At 73.2% G+C, this 20,623-nt stretch carries 16 protein-coding genes; 11 read left to right on the top strand and 5 right to left on the bottom strand.

Annotated elements, in window-relative coordinates:
- Positions 1–91: 91 nt before the first annotated feature.
- Positions 92–4,453, top strand: a complete 4,362-nt coding sequence (gene hrpA, locus GCG21_RS03650) for an ATP-dependent RNA helicase HrpA (protein WP_370517248.1) — start codon at positions 92–94, stop codon at positions 4,451–4,453.
- On the opposite strand, the gene GCG21_RS03655 is transcribed toward hrpA, so the two are convergent.
- The 4 genes from GCG21_RS03655 to GCG21_RS03670 form a co-directional block, all read right to left on the bottom strand.
- On the bottom strand, positions 4,454–5,338 hold the full coding sequence (locus GCG21_RS03655) for a universal stress protein (RefSeq protein ID WP_152817898.1): 885 nt from the start codon (positions 5,336–5,338) through the stop codon (positions 4,454–4,456).
- 116 nt (positions 5,339–5,454) lie between these two features.
- Positions 5,455–6,204, bottom strand: coding sequence for a Crp/Fnr family transcriptional regulator (locus GCG21_RS03660; protein ID WP_370517249.1), 750 nt, complete (start codon positions 6,202–6,204; stop codon positions 5,455–5,457).
- Complete coding sequence (locus tag GCG21_RS03665) at positions 6,197–8,263, bottom strand: cation-translocating P-type ATPase (RefSeq protein WP_152817899.1); 2,067 nt, start codon at positions 8,261–8,263, stop codon at positions 6,197–6,199. The genes GCG21_RS03660 and GCG21_RS03665 overlap by 8 nt, the downstream gene beginning before the upstream one ends.
- A gap of 1 nt (position 8,264) precedes the next feature.
- The gene (locus tag GCG21_RS03670) at positions 8,265–8,498 is read right to left on the bottom strand and encodes a heavy-metal-associated domain-containing protein (protein WP_152817900.1); all 234 of its coding nucleotides are present in this window, start codon (positions 8,496–8,498) and stop codon (positions 8,265–8,267) included.
- A gap of 197 nt (positions 8,499–8,695) precedes the next feature.
- Here GCG21_RS03670 and GCG21_RS03675 point away from each other — a divergent pair, with 197 nt between their 5' ends.
- The 10 genes from GCG21_RS03675 to GCG21_RS03720 all read left to right on the top strand — a co-directional run bounded on the left by GCG21_RS03675 (position 8,696) and on the right by GCG21_RS03720 (position 20,152).
- Positions 8,696–9,736 carry an ABC transporter substrate-binding protein gene (locus GCG21_RS03675; protein ID WP_194164916.1) on the top strand — a complete coding sequence of 347 codons (1,041 nt, stop codon included), beginning with the start codon at positions 8,696–8,698 and terminating at the stop codon, positions 9,734–9,736.
- Positions 9,736–10,506, top strand: a complete 771-nt coding sequence (locus GCG21_RS03680) for an ABC transporter ATP-binding protein (RefSeq protein ID WP_152817902.1) — start codon at positions 9,736–9,738, stop codon at positions 10,504–10,506. Before GCG21_RS03675 ends, GCG21_RS03680 begins: the two co-directional genes overlap by 1 nt.
- Before the next feature lies 1 nt (position 10,507).
- On the top strand, positions 10,508–11,401 hold the full coding sequence (locus GCG21_RS03685; protein ID WP_152817903.1) for an ABC transporter permease: 894 nt from the start codon (positions 10,508–10,510) through the stop codon (positions 11,399–11,401).
- 5 nt (positions 11,402–11,406) lie between these two features.
- Complete coding sequence (locus GCG21_RS03690; protein ID WP_152817904.1) at positions 11,407–12,561, top strand: Ldh family oxidoreductase; 1,155 nt, start codon at positions 11,407–11,409, stop codon at positions 12,559–12,561.
- Positions 12,558–13,925 carry an acyl-CoA thioester hydrolase/BAAT C-terminal domain-containing protein gene (locus tag GCG21_RS03695; protein WP_152817905.1) on the top strand — a complete coding sequence of 456 codons (1,368 nt, stop codon included), beginning with the start codon at positions 12,558–12,560 and terminating at the stop codon, positions 13,923–13,925. Before GCG21_RS03690 ends, GCG21_RS03695 begins: the two co-directional genes overlap by 4 nt.
- A 101-nt stretch (positions 13,926–14,026) precedes the next feature.
- Positions 14,027–14,911: a DUF1684 domain-containing protein gene (locus GCG21_RS03700; RefSeq protein WP_152817906.1), complete on the top strand. Its 885-nt coding sequence runs from the start codon at positions 14,027–14,029 to the stop codon at positions 14,909–14,911.
- Between the two features lie 43 nt (positions 14,912–14,954).
- Positions 14,955–15,827, top strand: coding sequence for a carbohydrate ABC transporter permease (locus GCG21_RS03705; protein WP_153877032.1), 873 nt, complete (start codon positions 14,955–14,957; stop codon positions 15,825–15,827).
- Positions 15,828–15,831: 4 nt separating this feature from the next.
- The gene (locus GCG21_RS03710) at positions 15,832–16,785 is read left to right on the top strand and encodes a carbohydrate ABC transporter permease (RefSeq protein ID WP_152817907.1); all 954 of its coding nucleotides are present in this window, start codon (positions 15,832–15,834) and stop codon (positions 16,783–16,785) included.
- A gap of 178 nt (positions 16,786–16,963) precedes the next feature.
- The gene (locus GCG21_RS03715) at positions 16,964–18,541 is read left to right on the top strand and encodes a leucine-rich repeat domain-containing protein (protein WP_194164917.1); all 1,578 of its coding nucleotides are present in this window, start codon (positions 16,964–16,966) and stop codon (positions 18,539–18,541) included.
- 273 nt (positions 18,542–18,814) lie between these two features.
- Complete coding sequence (locus GCG21_RS03720) at positions 18,815–20,152, top strand: sugar ABC transporter substrate-binding protein (protein WP_152817909.1); 1,338 nt, start codon at positions 18,815–18,817, stop codon at positions 20,150–20,152.
- A gap of 57 nt (positions 20,153–20,209) precedes the next feature.
- Here GCG21_RS03720 and GCG21_RS03725 read toward each other — a convergent pair whose 3' ends face one another.
- A complete protein-coding gene (locus GCG21_RS03725; protein WP_152817910.1) occupies positions 20,210–20,620 on the bottom strand; it encodes a PPOX class F420-dependent oxidoreductase in 411 nt (136 codons plus the stop codon).
- Positions 20,621–20,623: the final 3 nt, after the last annotated feature.

Raw genomic sequence — 20,623 nt, forward strand, 5'->3', positions numbered from 1 at the left:
CGCGGCCCCGCGCTGGGGCCGGAGACCCGCATCCTACGCGTGCCCGCTCGGCGCGGTCCCCAGACCGCGCGACCTGCGAGAATGACCCGTTGTGAGCACCTCCGACCACGGCACCGCGGACCAGGGCCCGACCCGGCCCGGCGGCCCCGGCGGCTCCGGCGGCCCCCGCGACCAGGCCGGCGGGGCGGGCCGACGCGGCAACCGGCCGCGGCGGGGCGGACGACCGCGCGCCGGCACCCGCGGAGCAGGCGGAGTCGTCCACCGCCGCTCCGTTCATCGGCCGCCGAGCGAACGGGTGCTCGCGGCCCGGCGCGCCGCGCTGCCGACGGTCACCTATCCCGAGGACCTGCCGGTGTCGGCCCGGCGCGACGACATCGCGGCCGCCATCAAGGAGAACCAGGTGGTCATCGTGGCCGGGGAGACCGGCTCGGGCAAGACCACCCAGCTGCCGAAGATCTGCCTCGAGCTCGGCTACGGCATCGAGGCCACGATCGGCCACACCCAGCCCCGCCGGCTCGCGGCCCGCACGGTGGCCGACCGGATCGCCGAGGAGCTCGGCGGCAACCTCGGCGACGCCGTGGGCTATCAGGTCCGCTTCACCGATCGGGTGAGCGAGGGCACGCTCGTCAAGCTCATGACCGACGGGATCCTGCTCGCGGAGATCCAGCGCGACCCGCTGCTGCGGGCCTATGAGGTGATCATCGTCGACGAGGCGCACGAGCGCTCCCTCAACATCGACTTCCTCCTCGGCTACCTGCGTTCCCTGCTGCCCAAGCGCCCCGACCTCAAGGTGATCATCACCTCCGCTACGATCGACTCCGAGCGCTTCGCCGAGCACTTCGGTCCGCCCGGCCGGCCGGCGCCGGTGATCGAGGTGACCGGCCGCACCTACCCGGTCGAGCTTCGGTACCGCCCGCTCGTGCCCGACACCGACGACGAGTCGGGCACCGACGAGGCCGACGACGAGGCCGGCGACGGCGCCGGAGAGCAGTCCTGGGCGGACGACGACCTCGACCAGCCGAGCGCGATCTGCCGGGCGGTGGACGAGCTCATGGCGGCCGGGCCGGGCGACGTGCTCGTGTTCTGCTCCGGCGAGCGCGAGATCCGCGATGCGACCGAGGCGCTCGCCGATCACCTCGGCCCGCGCTACCGGCGCCCGGGCGAGGCGCGCTCGAGCGCCCACGCGGCCGGCGCCGTCGAGGTGCTCCCGCTGTACGCGCGGCTCTCCGCGGCCGAGCAGCATCGCGTGTTCGAGGCCCACACCGCCCGGCGGGTCGTGCTCGCCACGAACGTCGCGGAGACCTCGCTCACGGTGCCGGGCATCCGCTACGTGGTCGACCCGGGCACGGCGCGCATCTCCCGCTATTCCACGCGGACGAAGGTGCAGCGCCTCCCCATCGAGCCGATCTCCCAGGCGAGCGCGAATCAGCGCTCCGGGCGCTCGGGGCGGGTCGCGCCGGGCATCTGCATCCGCCTGTACTCCCGCCGCGACTTCGACTCCCGCCCGGAGTACACCGAGCCGGAGATCCTGCGCACCTCGCTCGCCTCGGTCATCCTGCAGATGACGGCCCTCGGGCTCGGGGACATCGCGACGTTCGGTTTCGTCGATCCCCCCGATTCCCGGGCGATCCGCGACGGCGTGCAGCTGCTGCAGGAGCTGCGCGCGCTCGAGGAGGCGGCACCCCACCAGCCGGGCCCGCACCGGCTCACCGACGTCGGCCGCAAGCTCGCCCAGCTGCCGATCGACCCGCGGCTCGGGCGGATGCTCGTCGAGGCCGAGCGGCTCGGCTGCGTGCGGGAGGTGATGATCATCGTGTCGGGGTTGAGCGTGCAGGACGTGCGCGAGCGGCCGGCCGAGCACCAGCAGGCCGCCGACGAGAAGCATCGCCGCTTCGCCGACCCGACCTCGGACTTCCTCTCGATGCTCGCGCTCTGGGACTACCTCAAGGAGCAGCAGGCCGCGCTCTCGGGCAGCGCGTTCCGCCGCCTCGTCAAGTCGGAGTTCCTCCACTACCTGCGCATCCGGGAATGGCAGGACGTCCACGCCCAGCTGCGCCAACTCGCCAAACCGCTCGGGCTCACCGTGCACGCGCGCGGCGACGCGACCGATCCCGACCGGGTGCATCAGGCCCTGCTCGCCGGCCTCCTCTCCCATATCGGCTCGTGGGACGAGCGCCGCCGCGAGTTCGCCGGCGCCCGCGGCACCCGGTTCGTCGTCTTCCCGGGCTCGCACCTGGCGAAGAAGCCGCCCGCGTGGGTCATGGCGGCCGAGCTCGTGGAGACCTCGCGGCTGTTCGCGCGCCAGGTCGCTCGCATTCAGCCCGAATGGGCCGAGGAGCTCGGCGCGCACCTGGTCAAGCGCAGCTATTCCGAGCCGTACTGGTCCACGAAGCACGGCGCGGCGATGGCCCGCGAGAAGGTGCTGCTGTACGGGGTGGCGATCGTGGCCGATCGTCCCGTTCCGCTCGCGCGTGTGGACGGCGCTCTCGCCCGTGAGATGTTCGCTCGCCACGCGCTCGTCGAGGGTCAGTGGCGCTCCCGGCACGCGTTCCTCGACCGGAACGCGGAGCTGCTCGCGGGCGCGGAGGACCTCGCGGCGCGCACCCGCCGGCCCGAGATCGTGGCCGATCCGGAGGCGCTCGTGGAGTTCTATCTCGCGCGGCTGCCCGAGAGCGCGACGACCGCCCGCCACTTCGACTCGTGGTGGAAGAAGGCGCGGCGCACCGATCCCGACCTGCTCACCTTCACCCCGGAGCTGCTCACCCCCGGCGCGGAGACCCTCGACACCGACGCCTTCCCGGAGCAGTGGCACCAGGGGGATCTCACCCTGCCGCTCACCTACCAGTTCTCCCCCGGCCAGGACGCGGACGGCGTGACCGTGCACATCCCGATCGCGGTGCTGCCGCGGGTGCGCCCGGGCGGGTTCGACTGGCTCGTGCCGGGGATGATCGAGGAGCTGACGATCGCCACGATCCGGGCGCTGCCCAAGCGGGTGCGGGTCCAGCTCGTGCCCGCCCCGGACACGGCGCGGCTCATCGTCGCCGCGCTGCCGGATGCCCGCGCCGCCGCCGAGGGGGCCGCCCCCGGGGCGGCCGGGCCCTCGTTCGCCGAGGCGTTCGCGGCGGCGGCCCGGCGGGTGCGGGGCGTCGAGGTGCCGGTCGCCGACATCGACCCCTCGAAGCTGCCCGCGCATCTGCGGATGACGTTCCGCGTGCACACCGAGCGGAGCGGGCACCGCGCGCTCCTGTCCGAGGGGCCCGACCTGGCCGCCCTCCAGCACGAGCTCGCCCGCGAATCCGGGGAGGCGGTGCGCACCGCCGTCCGAACGGCACTGACCGAGGCCCGCCGCCGGGCCGGGAAGTCCGACCTGCCCAGTCCGGCGGAGCTCGCGGATCCGGCGGGCCCCTCGGGCGACGCGGGCGACGCGGGCGATCCAGGCGGACCGGCCGGCACGGCCGAGGAGGGTGGCGACGCGCCGGGCCCGGTCAGCGGGCCGATCGAGCAGGCGCCGCTGACCGCCTGGCCGGCCACGGCCGCGGGCGAGCCGTGGGGAGAGCTGCCGGGCGTCGTCTCCACGCGGCTCGGGACCGTGACGGGAGGCGCGCCGGGGACGGTCCGAACGGCCGGTGGAGCACAGGTGCGCGGCTATCCGGCGATCGTGCACGAAACGGCCGGGACGGGTCCCGGGCAGATCGCGCTGCGGATCCTCTCGGAGGAGGCCGCGCAGGCGCCGGCGCACCGGGACGGCGTGCTGCACCTGCTCGCGATCACGCTCGCGCTGCCCACGAACCGGGTGACGAGCCGGTGGAGCCCGGCCGAGGCGCTCACGCTCGCCGGCGGTCCGGACCGCTCGACCGCGGCGCTCGTGAGCGATCTGCACATCGCCGCGATCCGGCGGCTGAGCGCGGGCGCGGACCTCGCGGGCGTACGGACGGCGGCCGCGTTCGCGCGCCGGCAGCAGCAGCTGCGGGACGGGCTCGAGGACGAGATCTACGCGGTCGCGCGGCTCGTCACGGCCATCCTGACCCAGGCCCGGGCGACCGAGAAGACCATCACGGCCACCACCTCCCTCGCCCTGCTCGACACGCTCACCGACGTCAAGGCGCAGGTCGCGGCGCTGCTCGCCCCCGGCTTCGTGGCAAGCACGCCCGCGGAGCGGCTGCCGCACCTGGGCCGCTACCTCGCCGCCGCCGAGCATCGGGTGCGCAAGGCGGCCCAGAATCCGCGCGTGGACGCCGACAAGGCCTGGATCGTGGGCGAGCTGACCGAGGCCTGGTGGGCGGCGACCCAGGCGGCCACGCACGGCCCGGCGCCGGATCCGGGCCGGCGGGAGGCGCTGGCGGCGGTGCGCTGGCAGCTCGAGGAGCTCCGGGTCAGCTTCTTCGCCCAGCAGCTCGGCACGGTGGGAACCGTGAGCGAGAAGCGGATCCGGCGGGCCCTCGCCGAGGCCTAGCTAGGGGCGGGCCGTGAAGTCGTATTCGCGGGGCACGACGATCATCGGCACCGGCAGTGCCCGCAGCATCTTGCGGGCCGAGGCGCCGATGAACAGTTGGCGCGGCCCGGCGAGCCTGCTGGAGCCCACGATGACGATCTCGCTCGGCTCGAACTCGAGGCTCTGCGCGGCCTCCTCGAGTGACTTCCCGCGGCCGATGACGCTCGTGACCGGAGACGCCTCGGACAGGTCGGCGGCCGCCCGTTCGGCCAGCGCGCCCGCATGGAGCTCGGCCTCCTCCAAGAGGGCACGGTCACCGCGGTCGTCGGACTGGCCGGCTCCCAGGGCCACGAGCGACATGATCCGCAGCGGCACGCGCCGCCCGGCGGCCGAGTCGATCGCCACCTCGAGGAGCGCCTGGGCGCCCTCGCGGTTTCCGGTCGCGCACGTGACGCGGGTGACGGTGGGGTGACCGGGGTACCCGGCGGGCGGGAGGGCGACGGGCACGGGGGCGGCGTGCAGCAGCCCGGAGGCCACCGAGCCGAGCGTGAACCGGCCCTGGATGCCGCGGTGGGTCGCGCCGATCGAGATCGCGGCCGCGGTCTCGCCGAGCTCGGGATCGGTGGCGGCGGCGATGAGCCCCTCCGCGATGGACTCCGCGCGGCGCAGGTGCCCGGTGGCCTTGATCCCGGCGGGCACGTACTGCAGCGCCTGCTCGAGCCATTCGTGGCCCTGGCGTTCGAGCTCGAGCTGATACGACCGGTCGGGTGAGAGCGAGTCGTAGTGCTCGACCGGCAGCACGGCGACGATGTCGAGCGCGGCACCGCGGTTCGAGGCGAGCGTGGATGCCAGCCGCACCGCATCCGCACCGCGCCGATCTGGCGCATATCCGACGACAAAACGCATGGTGTCTCCTTCGGCCCGGGGTGATCCGCAGCCGGCGATCGCCGGCGGTGGCGGTGCCTCGAAGTTAGCAGCGTCGCGGGGGTGAGTCCACGCATCCTTGGTCACACCTTGGAGCCTCAGCCGTGCGCGCGGGCGGCGAGTTCACCGGGGTCGAGGATGTGCACGCGCGGGCCGTCGAGCCGCACCGTGCCGGCCTCCGCGAGGCCCGCGAGCCGCCGGCTCAGGGTCTCCGGGGTGGTGCCGAGCAGGGCGGCGATGTCCTTCTTCGACAGCGGCAGGTCGACCGTGGCGGTGCCACCGGCCCCCCACCGCGCCGGCAGGTCGAGCAGGTAGGCCGCCAGGCGCGAGCCCACGTCCATGCTCACCTGCCCGAGCATCCGTTCGGCCTGATCGAGGCGGCGCGTGACGACCTCGAGCATCCGCACGGCGATGCTCGGATAGGCGCGCACGAGCGCGGCGAGGTCCGCGTGGTCGAAGGCGCACATCTGGACCGGGGCGAGCGCGGTGACCGAGTACTCCGGCGCCGCGCCGGTGAGGAAGCCGCTCTCGCCGGTGAAGTCGCCGGGGCCGAGCACGCGCAGCAGCTGCTCCTGCCCGAGCGGGGAGACGTGGGAGATCTTCGCGCGCCCCCGGTGCACGACCAGCAGTTGGGACGACGTCTCGCCGGGTCGCACGATGAGCTCGCCCCGGGCGCGGCGTACGGGGCGGGCGAACCGCGCGACCTCGAGTTGCTCGGCCGGGGTGAGCGCGGAGAACACGGGCACGATCGCCACGCACGTGTCCGGCTCCGTCACGCCGTCCCCGTCCGTCACGTCGTCGGTCGCGCCGGTCATGCGGTCCTCCTCGGATGCGGGAGCGTCAGTCACGACGAGTGTAGGCAACATGGTCATCGCCGCTTCCGCCATCGGGCATGGGGGTGGGCGTGACCGTCGGTGCGGGCGCGGGCCCCTCGCCGAGAGATCCCTGCGGCGCGCCGAACGCGGGTTCCTGTCGAGGTCCGGGGGCGACTCCGCCACGTCCCGCGTTCGGGCCGATCCGGGTGTGCCGGTCGCGGCGGCGCACGAGCCGGGTGGCGTTGAGGATGACGGCCAGCACGCTGATCTCGTGCACGAGCATCCCCCCGGCGAGGCCGACCACGTGCAGGAGCACGAGGGCGACGAGCACCGCGACGGTGGCCAGGGCCAGCGCGGTGTTCTGCTTCATGATCCGCACCATCGCCCGGGTGGTGCGGCGGGCGTGCGCGACCGATCCGAGCCGGTCGCCGAGGAGCACGACGTCCGCGCTGTCGATCGACACGTCCGCGCCGGTCGTGCCCATCGCGATCCCGACCCGGGCCGTGGCGAGCGCGGGGGCGTCGTTCACGCCGTCGCCGATCATGATCACCCGCTCCCCGGCGGCCTCGAGGCGGGCGACGAACTCGGCCTTCTCGTGCGGCAGCAGCCGGGCGTGTACCTCGTCGATGCCGACCCGGGCCGCGACCGCACCGGCGGCGAGCGCGTTGTCGCCGGTGAGCATGACGACCCGGTCGATGCCGGTGGCCCGAAGGTCGGCCAGAGCGGCGGCGGCGTCGGGCCGAACCGCGTCGGCGATCGCGATCGCGCCGAGGTAGTCGGCGTCCGCCGCGACGAAGACGACGCTCGCACCCGCCGCCTCGTGCTCGGCGATCCACTCGCTCGAGCCGCCCACCCGGGCACCCGCCTCGGCGAGCAGGTCGGGATGCCCGACGCTCACGAGCCGGCCGCCCACCCGGGCCGTGAGACCGCGCCCGGGGTGAGTGACGACGTCCGAGGGTCGACCGGGGTCGGGCGCGCCGGAACGTTCTGCGGCCGCCACGATGGCGCGGGCCAGGTGGTGTTCCGAGGCGGTTTCCACCGTGGCGGCCAGTCCGAGAAGATCGAGGGGTCCGGCCCCGACCGGGTCGAGGCCGGTGACCACGGGCCGCCCGCCGGTGAGGGTGCCCGTCTTGTCGACGACCGCGACGGTGGCCGCGGCCAGATCCTCGGCCGCGGCGCCGGAGGTGATGAGCACACCCGAGCGGGCGAGCGTGCCCAGCCCGGCGACCATCGCCACGGGCACGGAGATCACGAGCGCCCCCGGGCAGGCGATGACGAGGAACGTGAGCGCGAGGGCCACGTCACCGGTGACGATCCCGGTGAGCACGGCCCCGGCCACGATCGCGGGGGTGTAGATCCGCGCGAACCGTTCGAGGAAACGCTGCCCGCGGGTGGCCGAGGACTGCGCCTGCGCCACGAGGTCGATGATGTGCGCGAACGTCGTGTCCCCGCCGACCTCCTTCGCCCGCACCTCGAGGTAGCCGAGTTCGACCGTGGTGCCGGCGTACACGGTCTCGCCGGCGGTCCGGATCACGGGCACGGGCTCGCCGGTGATCGTCGCCTCGGCCACGCTCGCGCTCCCGGTGAGCACCTCGCCGTCGACCGCGATCCGAGTGCCCGGGGTGAGGATGACGGTCTCGCCGGATCGCACCTGCCCGGCCGGCACCTCGGCGCGCGCGCCGTCCCGGATCACGACGGCGGTGGTCGGCGCGAGCGCCACGAGTCCCTCGAGCGAGGAGCGGGTGCGGGCGAGCGTGCGGGCCTCGATCCACGCCCCGAACAGGAAGAGGAAGGAGACGACCGCCGCCTCCACGTATTCGCCGATGACGAGGGCGCCGATCACGGCGACCGTCACGAGCAGGTCGATGCCCAGCGCCCGCACGCGCAGCGCCCGGGCCGCCCGCAGCCCGATCGGCCCGAGGGCCACGAGGGCGGCGGCGACGAGCATGCCGTCGCGCAGGCCCGGGGCCCCCGCCAGGTGGGCCCCGGCCGCCGCCGCGAGCAGGACCGCGGCGGCGAGGGTGACTCGGGCACGGCCGAGCGGGCCGAGGAGGCCGTCGAGGGCGGACGTGAGCGCCCGGGGCATCCGCATCTCAGGCCGCCACGGGCGCCGGCGCGCTCGAGAGCACCGGGTAACCGAGCCGGGTCACCGTCGTGGCGATCTCGGCGGGGGTCACGGCGGCCGGGTCGTAGTCCACCTGCACCCGGCTCAGGGCGAAGCGCACGCTCACCGCGGTCACGCCGGGCAGCCGGCCGAGCGCGCGCTCGATGGTGGCCACGCAACTGGGGCAGGTGAACGGCTGGGTGGTCAGGGTGATCGAGCTCATGGCTTCCTCCGCGGGTCCGGATCGAATGTGATGACCCCAGTCCATCGCCGACGGCCCGGACCCGCCTTGACCCACGTCAACGAGCGGCTCGCCCGGTTTGTGAGACGCGGCATCTCGTTCCCCGGTATTGGCCCAAGATGGACGGGAGCGCGTGTCGACCACGACCACGACGAGTCGCAGCCACCCATGGAGAGTTCATGACCGCATCCCGCCGTATCCTCGCAGCCGTGACCGCGACGGCCGCCGCCCTCGCCCTCGCCGCCTGCGGCAGTTCCGCCGGCGACGAGCCGGCCGAGGGGTCCGAGTTCCCGGCCATCAGCTTCATGTACTCCCCGTACGCCGACTACGCCCCCTTCTTCGTGGCGTTCGAGAAGGGCTATTTCGACGACGCCGGCGTCGAGGTCGAGCTCATCGCCAAGGGCGGCAGCTCCGGTGAGACGTTCCAGCACGTGAGCACCGGCAACGTCACCGGCGGCGGGGCCTCCTGGGCCGCAGGCCTGTACAACGCGACGGCCGCCGGGGCCTCGCTCGCCGTCGTCTCGAGCGTCTCGCGGGTGCCGGAGTCCGGCCCGAACCCGGCCCCGCTCATGGTCCGCGAGGGCTCGGGGATCACCGAGGGCGCGGACCTCGCGGGCAAGAAGATCGGCACCACGGGCGAGAGCGGCTTCTCCTACTACTCGATCAGCCTCGCGCTCGCGTCGGTCGGCCTGAGCCTCGAGGACGTCGAGACGGTCAACCTCGGCGCGGGCGACATCATCCCCGCGCTGGCGAACGGCTCGATCGACGCGAGCTGGACCATCGAGCCCATCAGCACCGCCGTGGCCGACGAGGGCTTCGGGCACGAGCTGCTCGACATCGACTACCACGCCGGCACCGAGCTCGGTGCGATCATCTTCAACGCCGAGTTCACCGACGAGCACCCCGACGCGGTCGTCGCCTTCCTCACCGCGTACCTGCGGGCCACCCAGGAGCTCGCGGGCGGCGGCTGGGAGGACCCCGCGACCCAGGAGATCATCGCCGAGTACACGAACCTGCCGGTCGAGACCCTCACCTCGCTCGCCCTCTCGGACGTCGACCCGGAGGGCAAGGTGAACTGGGAGTCCGTGCGCGCGCAGGAGGAGTTCTTCCGGGAGCAGGACTCGCTCGAGTTCGAGGGCGACTCCGGGATCGAGGACGTCTACCGCGACGACCTGCGCCAGCAGGCCGTCGACGCGCTCGAGGCGCTGCAGGAGTCCTGATGAACCCGGCGAACGCAGTCGAGGTACGGGACCTGTGGAAGGCCTATCCGCACGCCGAATCCCCGGGCGGGATCCGCGTCGTCCTCGAGGACGTCTCGGTCGACATCGCCGCGGGTGAATTCGTCTCCGTGGTCGGCCCGTCGGGATGCGGGAAGAGCACGCTGCTGCGGCTCGTCGCCGGGCTCGAGCAGCACAGCCGCGGACAGATCACCACCGGGAGCCGGCCGGCGGTCGTGTTCCAGGAGCACGGCCTGTTCCCCTGGCTCACCGTGACCGAGAACGTCGGCTACCCGCTCCGGCTGCGGGGCCGGTCCCGCAGGCAGCGTGCCGCGGTCGTGGCGGAGTTGCTCGACATGGTCGGCCTCACCGACTTCGCGGACTACTATCCCGGCCAGATCTCCGGCGGCATGCGCCAGCGCACGTCCGTGGCGCGGGCACTCGCGGACGATGGGGACGTGCTCCTCATGGACGAGCCCTTCGGCGCGCTGGACGAGCAGACCCGCATCTCGCTCCAACTGGAACTGCTGCGCATCTGGGAACGCACCTCGAAGGCCGTCCTGTTCATCACGCACAGCGTCGACGAGGCGCTGCTGCTCTCGGACCGCGTGCTCGTCATGTCGACCCGGCCGGGCCGGATCATCCACGAACTGCACGTGCCCTTCGGGCGTCCCCGCAACCTGCTCAGCCTGCGGCAGGATCCGCGTTATACCGAGATCACGGCCCAGATGTGGGAACTGCTCGGGCAGACTTCCGCGCTGGGGAGGGAGTGACATGAGCGAGTTGCACACCGAGACGACAGACACCACCACCGGCACTGCCGGCACCGGCAGCACCGGCAGCACCGGGCAGGCCGGGGCACCGGGCCGGGCCGCAATCGAGGCGGAGCTGGTCGAGGCCGTCGCCGCCACCCAGGGCTCGCCCCTCCTCCGACGGATCGGGCCGTTCATGCCGATCGCGCTCCTGCTCATCTGGGAGGTGTCCGGGCGCGTGGGTCTGCTCGACGAGCGCTTCTTCCCGGTGCCCACCTCGATCGTCGGCACGTTCCTCGAGATGCTCACGAGCGGTGACCTCTTCGACGACGCCTCGATCACCCTGACCCGGATCGCGATCGGCTTCACCATGGGCGCGGTGCCCGGGGTGCTGCTCGGGCTCCTGCTCGGCTCGGTGCGCCCGCTGCGTCAGCTCCTCGAACCGGTGTTCTCGAGCCTGCTGCCGATCCCGAAGATCGCGATCTTCCCGCTGCTGCTGCTCATCTTCGGCCTCGGCGAGACGAGCAAGTACCTCATCGTCGCGATCGGCGTGTTCTTCTACCTCTTCTTCAACACCCTCACCGGGGTGATGCAGACGCCGCCGCTGTACAACGACGTCGCCGTGGCCAACGGCGCCTCCCCGCTGCAGCGCCGGCTGACCGTCTCGCTGCCGCACGCGTTGCCGTCGATCTTCACCGGCACGAAGCTCGCCGCCGGCGGCGCGTTCGTGATCATCGCGGCCGCCGAGTTCGTGGGCTCGCAGAGCGGGCTCGGCTACCTGATCTGGAGTGCGTGGTCCACGTTCGCCGTCTCGAAGATGTACGTCGGGATCGTGACGATCTCCGTGCTCGGCTACGTGGTCACGCTGCTCATCGGGCTGCTCGAGCGCAAGCTCGTGCCCTGGGTGAAGTACTGATCGCCGTGCCGGAGGAGTCGATCGAGCTCGGGCGGGAGGAGCTGGCCGGCCTGCTGCGGGCCTCGCTCACGGCGCGCACGCCGGCGGGACCCTTCACGCCCGCGGACGTCGACCTCGCCACCTGGTGGCTCCTGCAGGCGGAGCTGCTCGGGCTGCCCCAGTTCGGGCTCGCGATGCTCGTGCGCGAACTCGCGCGCCTCGACGCCGCGGCGGCCCCGATCGCCTCGGGCGACGCAGGAGCCCCGGCTCGTTCGGGTGGCTCGGCCGGCTCACACGATCCGGCCGCACTGGTCGACTCTGCCGGCTCCCCCGACTCGGGCGGTGCCGACCGGACGTGGATCGACGCCCGCCGCGTGCCCGGACACGTCGCGATGGCCGCGGCCGTGCGGCTGGCGAGCTGCGTGGCCCGGGAGCGCGGCGACGCGATCGTCTCCCTCACCGGGGTGGGCGCGCTCGGCATCCTCGGGTCGCCGGTGCGCAGCCTCGCGGACGGCGGCCTCGTGGGCGTGGCGTTGGCGAACTCGGCGCCCATCGTGGCCCCGTGGGGCGGCCACGGACCGGCGATCGGCACGAACCCGATCGCCGCCGCCGCACCCCGGGCGGGCGGACCGCCCCTCGTGGTCGACTTCGCCACCTCCCCGACGACCGTCGCCGACCTGCGGCGGGCACGCGCCCGGGGCGCCGACCTCGACGGCCCGGGCGGCTTCGACGCCGCCGGCCACCCCGTCCGGGCGGCCGCCGATGTGCGCGCGCTCGCCCCGGCCGGGAGGCTCGGATCCCTCACGGGGCTCGTGGTCGAACTCCTCGCCGGGATCGGGGCCGGCGGGCGCGGCATCGGCCCGGAGCCGGCGGGCCGCAGCGCCCTGGTCATCGCCCTCGATCCCGGAGCCCATGGCGGCATCCGCGCGGCCGAGGTCGCGGCCGGGCTCGGGGTCGACTGGGGTGCGGCCGGCGGACACGTGCCCGCCCGCTTCGACTCCCTCCCCGCGACCCTCGCCGCCGCCCCCGCCCGGCTACGGGTGGCGCGCGCCGCCGTCGAGGCGCTCACCGGTGCACGGGCCGGACGGGCCGGATGGACCCAGGCACCACAGGGGACACAGGTACCACAGGGGACCCAGACATCACAGGGAACACAGGCATCACGGGAAGGACGATCATGACCGAACACTCCGCCCTGCGGCTCGAGGTCTCCCCCCGCACCGGCCCGCTGAGCCGGCGCCGGGAGATCCGGGTGAGCGGCGCCGTGCCCGGGTCGATCGTGACGATCCGGTCGGCCACGCAGCGCCCGGGCGGCACGTGGTCGGCCCAGGCGCGCTTCCTCGCCGACGACGCCGGCACCGTCGACCTGTCCACGAGCGCCCCGGTCTCGGGCGACTACCGCGTGGCCGATCCGATGGGCCCGTTCTGGGCGCAGCAGCCCGAGGGCGCGGCCGGGCCGCTCGTCGGCGACGACGCGCGCGTGCCGCTGCGCACCCGGCTCAGCGCCACGATGGTCCCCGGCACCGGCCTCCTCGACGGCGCGCACCCCACCAACCCCGGGGCCGGCTCCGAGGCGGACGGGATCGGCGAGGCGCACGCCGAGGTCGAGCAGTGGCTGCTCTCCCCCACGACCGAGCGGATCGAGGTGCGCGAGGACGGCCTCGTGGGCACCCTGTTCCGGCCGGCGGGCCCGGGCCCGTTCCCCACGATCATCGTGCTCAACGGCTCGGGCGGCGGGATCAACGAGCATCGCGCGGCGCTCTACGCCGAGCGCGGCATCCAGGCCCTCGCCCTCGGCTATTTCCGCGCCGAGGGCCTGCCCCGGTACATCTCGCGCACCCCGCTGGAGTACTTCGAGCGCGGCCTCGACTACGTCGTGCGGACCTGCGACCCGCTCGGTGGCCGGCCGCTCGTGAGCGGGCAGTCCCGGGGCGGGGAGCTCACCCTGCTGCTCGCCTCCCGCTTCCCCGAGAAGATCGCCGGCGTCGTCGCGTTCGTGCCGGGCGCCTTCGTCTTCGGCGCGCAGGGCGCCGCCGATCCGGCCGAGGGCTGGGACGGCCCGACGTGGACGAGCGGGGGCGAGCCGCTCGAGCACTTCTGGCACGCGAACGCGGGCGTGACCTGGCAGCCCTGGGACGGCGCCCCCCGCCCCCACCGGCACACGGACGTGTTCATCGACGGCCTCCGCGACCGCGACCTCGCCCGCGCCACCCGGATCCCGATCGAGGCCTTCGACGGCCCGGTCGCGTGCGTCTCGGGGCTCGACGACCGCGCCTGGCCCTCCTCCCTCGCCTCCCGCCTGGTCATGTCGACCCTCGAGCGGCACGGACACGCCGCCGAACGGCTGCACCTGGACTACGAGGCCGCCGGTCACACGATCGGGGTGCCGTTCCTGCCGGCCACCCGGATCGAGGTGACCCACCCGGTCTCGGGAACGACCTACTCCAACGGCGGCACCCCCGCCGGGAACGCCCGCGCGAGCGAGGACTCCTTCGAGCGGGTCTGCGAATTCATCCACCGGTCCGCCGCCGATCGACCCCGGTGAGCGCCGGCGGTCGCTCGATCCGGTCGCCGGCAGTCCCCCAGAGCCACCAGCAATCCCCAGTAGTCACCAGTAGTCACCCGAAACGAGAGGTCCCGGTCATCATGACGGTCGTGGAGCACCTGGAAGGTCAGTGGCGTCAGTGGCGCCACGACCACGTCGCGGAGATGTTCCGCCCCTACGGCTGGACGGCGCTCGTCGCCCAGCACTGGCTGCGGCCCGGCGACGAGGGGGTCGAGCTCGACGACCTGCCCGGCACGTGGTCCGTCGCGGACGGCCGGGTGATCTTCACCCCGCCGGCCACGGGCCCGACGCTCGCCGTCGACGGCTCCCACCCCACCGGCCCCGTGGAGATCGTGCCCGGGCGCAACCAGACCTACGGCCACGGCCGCAGCGTGCCGGTCTACTTCGGCGTCTGCGAGGTCGAGACGATCGAGCGTTCCGACAACGCCGGGAACCGGCTCTTCGCCGTGCGCGTGCGCGATCCCCGCTCGGCCGCGAGCGCGGGCGACGCGGGCGTGCGGGCCTTCGACTACGACCCCAGCTGGCGCATTCCCGGGGTCTTCACCCCGTTCGACCGGCGCGACGTCGAGGCCGAGACGGTCGAGGCCGGGGTCCGCGAGCTCACCCCCCACATCGGCACGTTCACGTTCACCCACGCCGGCGCGAGCCACGAGGTGGTCGTGCTGGGCAAGGAGACCGCCACCGGCGTCCAGCCGGTCGTGCACTTCCGGGACGCGACGAACGGCGACCTCACCTACGGCGCCGGTCGCGTGGTCGAGATCGACTTCGTGGACGACGGGGCCCCGCATCCGGCCCGGATCGACTGGATCGACTTCAACTACGCGGTCGCGCTGCCGTGCGCGTTCACGAACTTCGTCACGTGCCCGCTGCCGCCCGCTCAGAACCGGCTCGATCTGGCGGTGCGCGCGGGCGAACAGCGGCCCGCCCGCGACGTCGCCCGCGTGCTCACCTTCGACGAGGAGTGAGAGCGCCCGGGCGGCACTAGGCTTCGTGTCCGTGGGAGGTCGAGTGAGCACGCGCCGCCGGGCCGAGGCGCGCGCCGGGTACCTGCTCCTGATCCCGAGCCTCATCGGCGTCGTCGGGTTCCTGCTCGTGCCGGTGGTCATCGTGATCGGGCTGTCGTTCACGACGTACGACCTGCTGAGCCCGCCCGAATGGTTCGGCCTGGGCAACTACGCCTACCTGCTCACGTGGGACAAGTTCGGCAACTCCCTGCTCGTGACGGCGCTGTTCACGCTCATGGCCATCCCCACCTCGATCGCGCTCGGGCTGTTCCTGGCGGTCGCCGTCAATCGCAACCTGCCGGGCACCTCCTGGCTGCGGGTGCTGTACGTGCTGCCGTGGGTGTGCGCCCCGCTCGCGCTCGGCGTCGTGTGGAAGTGGCTGCTCGATCCGACCAACGGCGCCGTCAATGCGCTGCTGGGGCACCGGGTCGAGTGGCTCACGAGCCCGGGGACGGCGCTGCCGGCGGTCGCGTTCGTGCAGGTGTGGTCGAGCGTGGGCTACATCTCGCTGTTCTTCCTCGCCGGTCTCCAGCAGATCCCCGAGTCGGTGTACGAGGCCGCACGGATCGACGGTGCCGGCCCGGCGCGCACGCTCTGGTCGATGACGCTGCCGCTGCTGCGCCCGACCATGTTCTTCGTGACCGTCACCTCGATCATCGCGAGCTTCCAGGTGTTCGACACCGTCTACGCGATGACCGGCGGCGGCCCGGGCGGCCGCACCGACGTCATCGCCTCCCGCATCTACAACGAGGCGTTCGTCTCGCTCCGGCTCGGGCGGGCCGCCGCGATGGCCGTGATCCTCTTCCTCATCCTCGTCACGGTCACCCTCGTCCAGCAGCGCTATTTCCGGCGCCGGATCACCTACGACATGTCGTGACGCCATGAGAATCCAACCCACCACCCCACCCTCACCCCCGCCCGTGGCGACCGCGCCTACGAGGGGCGCGGGGACGTCGTCCACACGCCTCGAGCAGGACGGGCGGAGGGCGCGCCGCGCTCGCCCCGCGCGCGTGGCCCGGTTCTGGGCGAACCTGGCCACCTACGCGTTCCTCGTCGCGGGGGCGCTGCTCATGCTCGGGCCGTTCGTGTTCTCGGTGGTCACCTCGCTCAAGACGCCGCACCAGTTCAACACGACGTGGCCGCTCACGCCGCCCGATCCGGTCACGACGGAGAACTACACGGCCCTGTTCGGCGAGCAGTACGACTTCTTCGTGCCGATCGCGGTGACCGTGCAGGTGGTCCTCGTGCTCGTGGCGGGGCAGCTGCTCAGCTCGATCCTCGCGGCGTACGCGTTCGCGCAGCTGCGGTTCCCGGGGCGGGACGCGCTGTTCTGGGTGTACCTGTCGACCCTGATGATCCCGGCGGTCGTGACGATCATCCCGCTGTATTCGATGATGACGGCCCTCGGCTGGAAGAACACGTTCGCGGGCCTCGTCGTGCCGTTCATGTTCGGATCCCCGTATGCGATCTTCCTGCTGCGGGAGAATTTCCGCTCGACGCCGGCCGACGTGCTCGACGCCGCCAAGATCGACGGGGCCGGGGTGCTGCGGCGGCTGTGGCAGGTGATGGTCCCGATGAACAAGCCGATCCTGGCGACGCTGCTGCTCATCACGGTGGTGAGCCAGTGGAACAACTTCATGTGGCCGCTCATCATCGCCCCGGCCGAGGAGTGGAACGTGATCACCGTGGCCACCGCCGCCCTGCAGACGCAGTACGCGGGTAATTGGACCCTCGTCATGGCGGCCACGACGATCGCGCTCGCGCCGCTGGTCATCCTGTTCCTGGCGTTCCAGAAGCAGATCACCTCCTCGCTCGGGGTGACCGGCGTGCGCTGAGCCGTGGTCGGGACCCGTGGTCGGGAGCCGGATCGGGGGTCGGCGCGCGGGGCCGCTGGTAGTCTGCTCGTGGCCGCCCATTCCGTCCCGAGCCGATCCTGCGCTCCGGCGCGCGATGAGTCGACCACACCGCCGTGCGCCGACCCCGAGAAAGGCAATGATGACGAGTAGTCGACCCATGCCCACCGCCCGGCCCCGCCGGGCCCTCGCCGCGCTCGCCGCCACCGGCCTGCTCACCCTGGCCGGATGGGGAGGATGGGGCGCCCCCGCGGCGACCGCGGCCACCGGCACGACGACCGACGGGCTGACCTTCACCACCTCGGCGGACGGCGCCACGATCACCGGCTACACGGGCGAGGACGTGGTCCTCACCCTCCCGGCCGAGGTCACCAGCGGCGGCGAGACCGTTCCGGTGACCGGCATCGGCTACCGCGCGTTCAGCGGCGCCGGGCTCACCGCCGTCACGCTGCCCGAGACGCTCGTGACGATCACGGCTGCGGCGTTCGAGGCGAACGAGTTGACGGCGATCGAGATCCCCGCGGGGGTCGAACGGATCGGGAACAACGCGTTCGACGGGAACGGGATCACGGGGCTCGTGCTGCCCGACTCCGTGACCAGCCTCGGGAGCATGGCCTTCGCCGACAATGCGCTGGTGAGCCTGGAGCTGTCGGCGGGCCTGACGGAGATCCCCACTCGGGCCTTCGAGGACAACCGGCTGGAATCGGTGACGATCCCGCCCGCGGTCACCTCGATCGGGGACTACGCCTTCAACAGCAACGCGCTCGAGGAGCTGGTGCTTCCGGAGGGGATCACGTCGATCGGCATCAACGCGTTCCAGTTCAACGAGCTCACGTCGGTATCGCTGCCCGAGTCGATCACCGAGATCCCCGAGTACGCCTTCAGCGGCAATCGCCTGACCACGGTGACGATCCCGGCGTCGATCACCGCGATCGGTGCGGGCGCCTTCAAGGACAGCCCGCTCGAGTTCGTCGTCTTCCTCGGCCAGGCCCCGGCGCTCGGGGAGGCGGACGGCACCGGCGCGCTTCCCGCGGCGGTCGACCCCGTCTACGTGATGCCCGGGGCCACCGGCTTCGACGGCCCCGCGTGGGAGCCCTATTCGATCGAGGTGCTCGAGCTGACGGTCGCCGTGACCGGGCCGGCGGCCGGGCCCGTGGCCACCGGTGAGGACGTGGTCGTCTCGGGCACGTGGCCCATCGCGGGCGCCGAGGTGGCGCTCAGCCTCGATGGAGCCGACCTCGGCACGGCCACCGTGGGCGAGGACGGCGACTACTCGATCACCGCGACGATCACCGCCGAGCCGGGCGACCACTCGGTCCTCGCCACGACGGTCATCGGCGGCGTCACGATGGAGGCCGCGACCGGCCTCACGGTCGCCGCCCCGCCGGTGGAGGAGCCGGACCCCACGGATGAGCCCGACCCCACGGATGAGCCCGACCCCACGGATGAGCCAGAGCCCACGGATGAGCCCGAGTCCACGGAGGAGCCCGCGGCGAGCGACGAGCCCGGTTCCACCGAGGAGCCCGCGGGCGAGGACGTCGTCGTCGGGGCCGGCTCCGCCGGAGCGACGACCCCCGGGGAGGCCCGGGCCGACACCCGCCCCCCCCCGCGCCGCCCTGCACCCGCGCGCCGCGGGGGGGGGTGCCCGGCGGCGCCGCCCCCCCCCCCCCCGACGCGACTCCCCCGGGTGAGGCCCTGGCCGAGACCGGCCCGCCCGCGCTGTTGCCGTGGGCCGTGACGGCGGCGGTGCTCGGCCTCGCCGGGCTCGCGCTGCGGCGGCGCGCGCACCTCGCCGGCTGAGCCTTCGCGTCGGCCGGGCGTTCGCGTCGGCTGAGCGTTCGCGTCGGCCGGGCGTTCGCGTCGGCCGGGCACGGCCGGGAGTTCGGGCCGGGCAGGCGCGATCGGCCGTTTCAGATGGTGACCCTTCGCGGCATCGGCGGGCCGAGACGCCCCGTTCCCGTTACCGTGGGACGGGGCGGGGCGAGCGCCACCGCCGAGGACGGAGAGAGACATGACCATCGGACTGCGGCGTTCGCTGCTGTCGACCTGTGCCATCGCCGGCGCTGCCGCGCTCGCGCTGTCGGCCTGCTCGCCCGGGGCGCAGGCGGAACCCGACCCCGACGAGAGCGGGGAGACCACCACGGTGACGTTCCGGCTGTGGGACGAGAACGCGGCGGACGCCTACGAGAAGTCGTTCGACGAGTTCACGGACCAGAACCCGGGGATCAAGGTCGATATCGACGTGGTGCCGTGGGGGAACTACTGGGATCGCCTCCCCCAGGACATCTCCTCGGGCACGATGGCCGACATCTTCTGGACCAACACGTCGAACTACGGCATCTACGCCGACCAGGACCGGCTCATCGACATCGGCGCGGCCCTCGGCGACGACCATGACGCGTGGAACCCCTCGGTGGTCGACCTGTACACGCGCGACGGCTCCCTGTGGGGGGTGCCGCAGCTGAGCGACTCGATCGCGCTGTTCTACAACAAGGACCTCACGACCGCCGCGGGCGTCGACCCGTCGGCACTGACGTGGAGCCCCGACGAGGCGGCCGACACCCTCCTGCCGGCGCTGCAGAAGCTCACGGTCGACGCCGCCGGCAAGCACCCGACCGAGGAGGGCTTCGACGCCACCGACGTCGACGTCTGGGGCTTCAACGCCCAGGCCGACCTGCAGGCGATCTGGCTCGACTTCCTCGCGCAGAACGGCGGCACCTTCCAGAACGGCGACGAGTACGCGTTCGACAGCCCCGAGGGCGTCGAGGCGTTCCAGTACCTCGTGGACCTGATCAACACCTACCAGGTGGCCCCACCCGCCGCCGACACGAACGCGAACGGCGACCTGAGCCGCGACCTCTTCGTGCAGGGCAAGCTCGCGCTGTTCCAGTCCGGGCAGTACTCGCTGCCGGCGATGGCCGACGCGACCGACTTCGAGTGGGCGATCGCCCCGATGGTCGCGGGCCCGCAGGGCCGCATCGGGGTCGTGCACGGCGTGGCCGCCCTCGGCAACGCGGACACACCGCACCTCGAGGCCACGACCGCCGTGCTCGCCTGGCTCGGCTCGGCCGAGGGGCAGCGTCCGCTCGGGGAACAGGGTGCCGCGTTCCCGGCCGCCCTCGACGCCCAGGACACGTTCACCGCCTACTGGGACGAGCAGGGAGTGGACACGAGCGCGTTCGCCGAGGCCGCCGCGGGCCCCACGACCCCCGCACCGGTCGGCCCCCGCTCGAACGCCGGCCTCAACGCCATCGGCGAGGTGTTCCCGGAGATGTTCGCGGGCCGCCTCGCGGTCGCGGATGCCCTGGAACAGGCACAGCAGAACGCGAACGAGGCGATCGCCGACTGACCTCGGCCGGATGCCGCAGCGAGCGCCGGTCCCGATATGGGCCGGCGCTCGCTGCCGTCAGCCGGCCACCGTCGGACCGGCCTGTTCGGGCGTGAGCACGACGACGCAGCGCTGCTCGCCGATCATCGCCGCCCGGTAGTCGTCCCAATTCTCGTGCTCGCCGCCGGCGCGGCGGTAGTAGTCGATGAGCAGGTCCATGGCCTCCGGCAGCGAGACGATCTCGACCGGGCCGGTGAGCTGGACCCAGGCGCCGAAGAAGGCGTCGGGCAGCACGAGCAGGGAGGCGCGGGGATCGCGCCGCAGATTGCGGGTCTTCATCGCCGTCTCCCGGGTGCTCACGAGCACCCGGCCCGCCTCGTCGGCGACGGCGAGCACCGGCGAGAGCTGGGGATCGCCGCTGCGGCGCCGGGTGGCGAGCACGGCGCGGTGGTTGGTGCGCAGGAAGTCGAGCGCGTCGGGGAGGTCCATCTC

It is taken from the genome of Pseudactinotalea sp. HY160 (assembly GCF_009372055.1).
In the GTDB taxonomy this organism is placed as follows: domain Bacteria; phylum Actinomycetota; class Actinomycetes; order Actinomycetales; family Beutenbergiaceae; genus HY158.

What these genes read in the sequence shown, in the direction of transcription:
- GCG21_RS03655 (WP_152817898.1), bottom strand. Translation starts at nt 5,338, where the DNA reads ATGCGTTTTGTCGTCGGATATGCGCCAGATCGGCGCGGTGCGGATGCG.
- GCG21_RS03665 (WP_152817899.1), bottom strand. Translation starts at nt 8,263, where the DNA reads ATGCGGATGCCCCGGGCGCTCACGTCCGCCCTCGACGGCCTCCTCGGC.
- GCG21_RS03670 (WP_152817900.1), bottom strand. Translation starts at nt 8,498, where the DNA reads ATGAGCTCGATCACCCTGACCACCCAGCCGTTCACCTGCCCCAGTTGC.
- GCG21_RS03675 (WP_194164916.1), top strand. Translation starts at nt 8,696, where the DNA reads ATGACCGCATCCCGCCGTATCCTCGCAGCCGTGACCGCGACGGCCGCC.
- GCG21_RS03680 (WP_152817902.1), top strand. Translation starts at nt 9,736, where the DNA reads ATGAACCCGGCGAACGCAGTCGAGGTACGGGACCTGTGGAAGGCCTAT.
- GCG21_RS03685 (WP_152817903.1), top strand. Translation starts at nt 10,508, where the DNA reads ATGAGCGAGTTGCACACCGAGACGACAGACACCACCACCGGCACTGCC.
- GCG21_RS03695 (WP_152817905.1), top strand. Translation starts at nt 12,558, where the DNA reads ATGACCGAACACTCCGCCCTGCGGCTCGAGGTCTCCCCCCGCACCGGC.
- GCG21_RS03700 (WP_152817906.1), top strand. Translation starts at nt 14,027, where the DNA reads ATGACGGTCGTGGAGCACCTGGAAGGTCAGTGGCGTCAGTGGCGCCAC.
- GCG21_RS03710 (WP_152817907.1), top strand. Translation starts at nt 15,832, where the DNA reads ATGAGAATCCAACCCACCACCCCACCCTCACCCCCGCCCGTGGCGACC.
- GCG21_RS03715 (WP_194164917.1), top strand. Translation starts at nt 16,964, where the DNA reads ATGCCCACCGCCCGGCCCCGCCGGGCCCTCGCCGCGCTCGCCGCCACC.
- GCG21_RS03720 (WP_152817909.1), top strand. Translation starts at nt 18,815, where the DNA reads ATGACCATCGGACTGCGGCGTTCGCTGCTGTCGACCTGTGCCATCGCC.
- GCG21_RS03725 (WP_152817910.1), bottom strand. Translation starts at nt 20,620, where the DNA reads ATGGACCTCCCCGACGCGCTCGACTTCCTGCGCACCAACCACCGCGCC.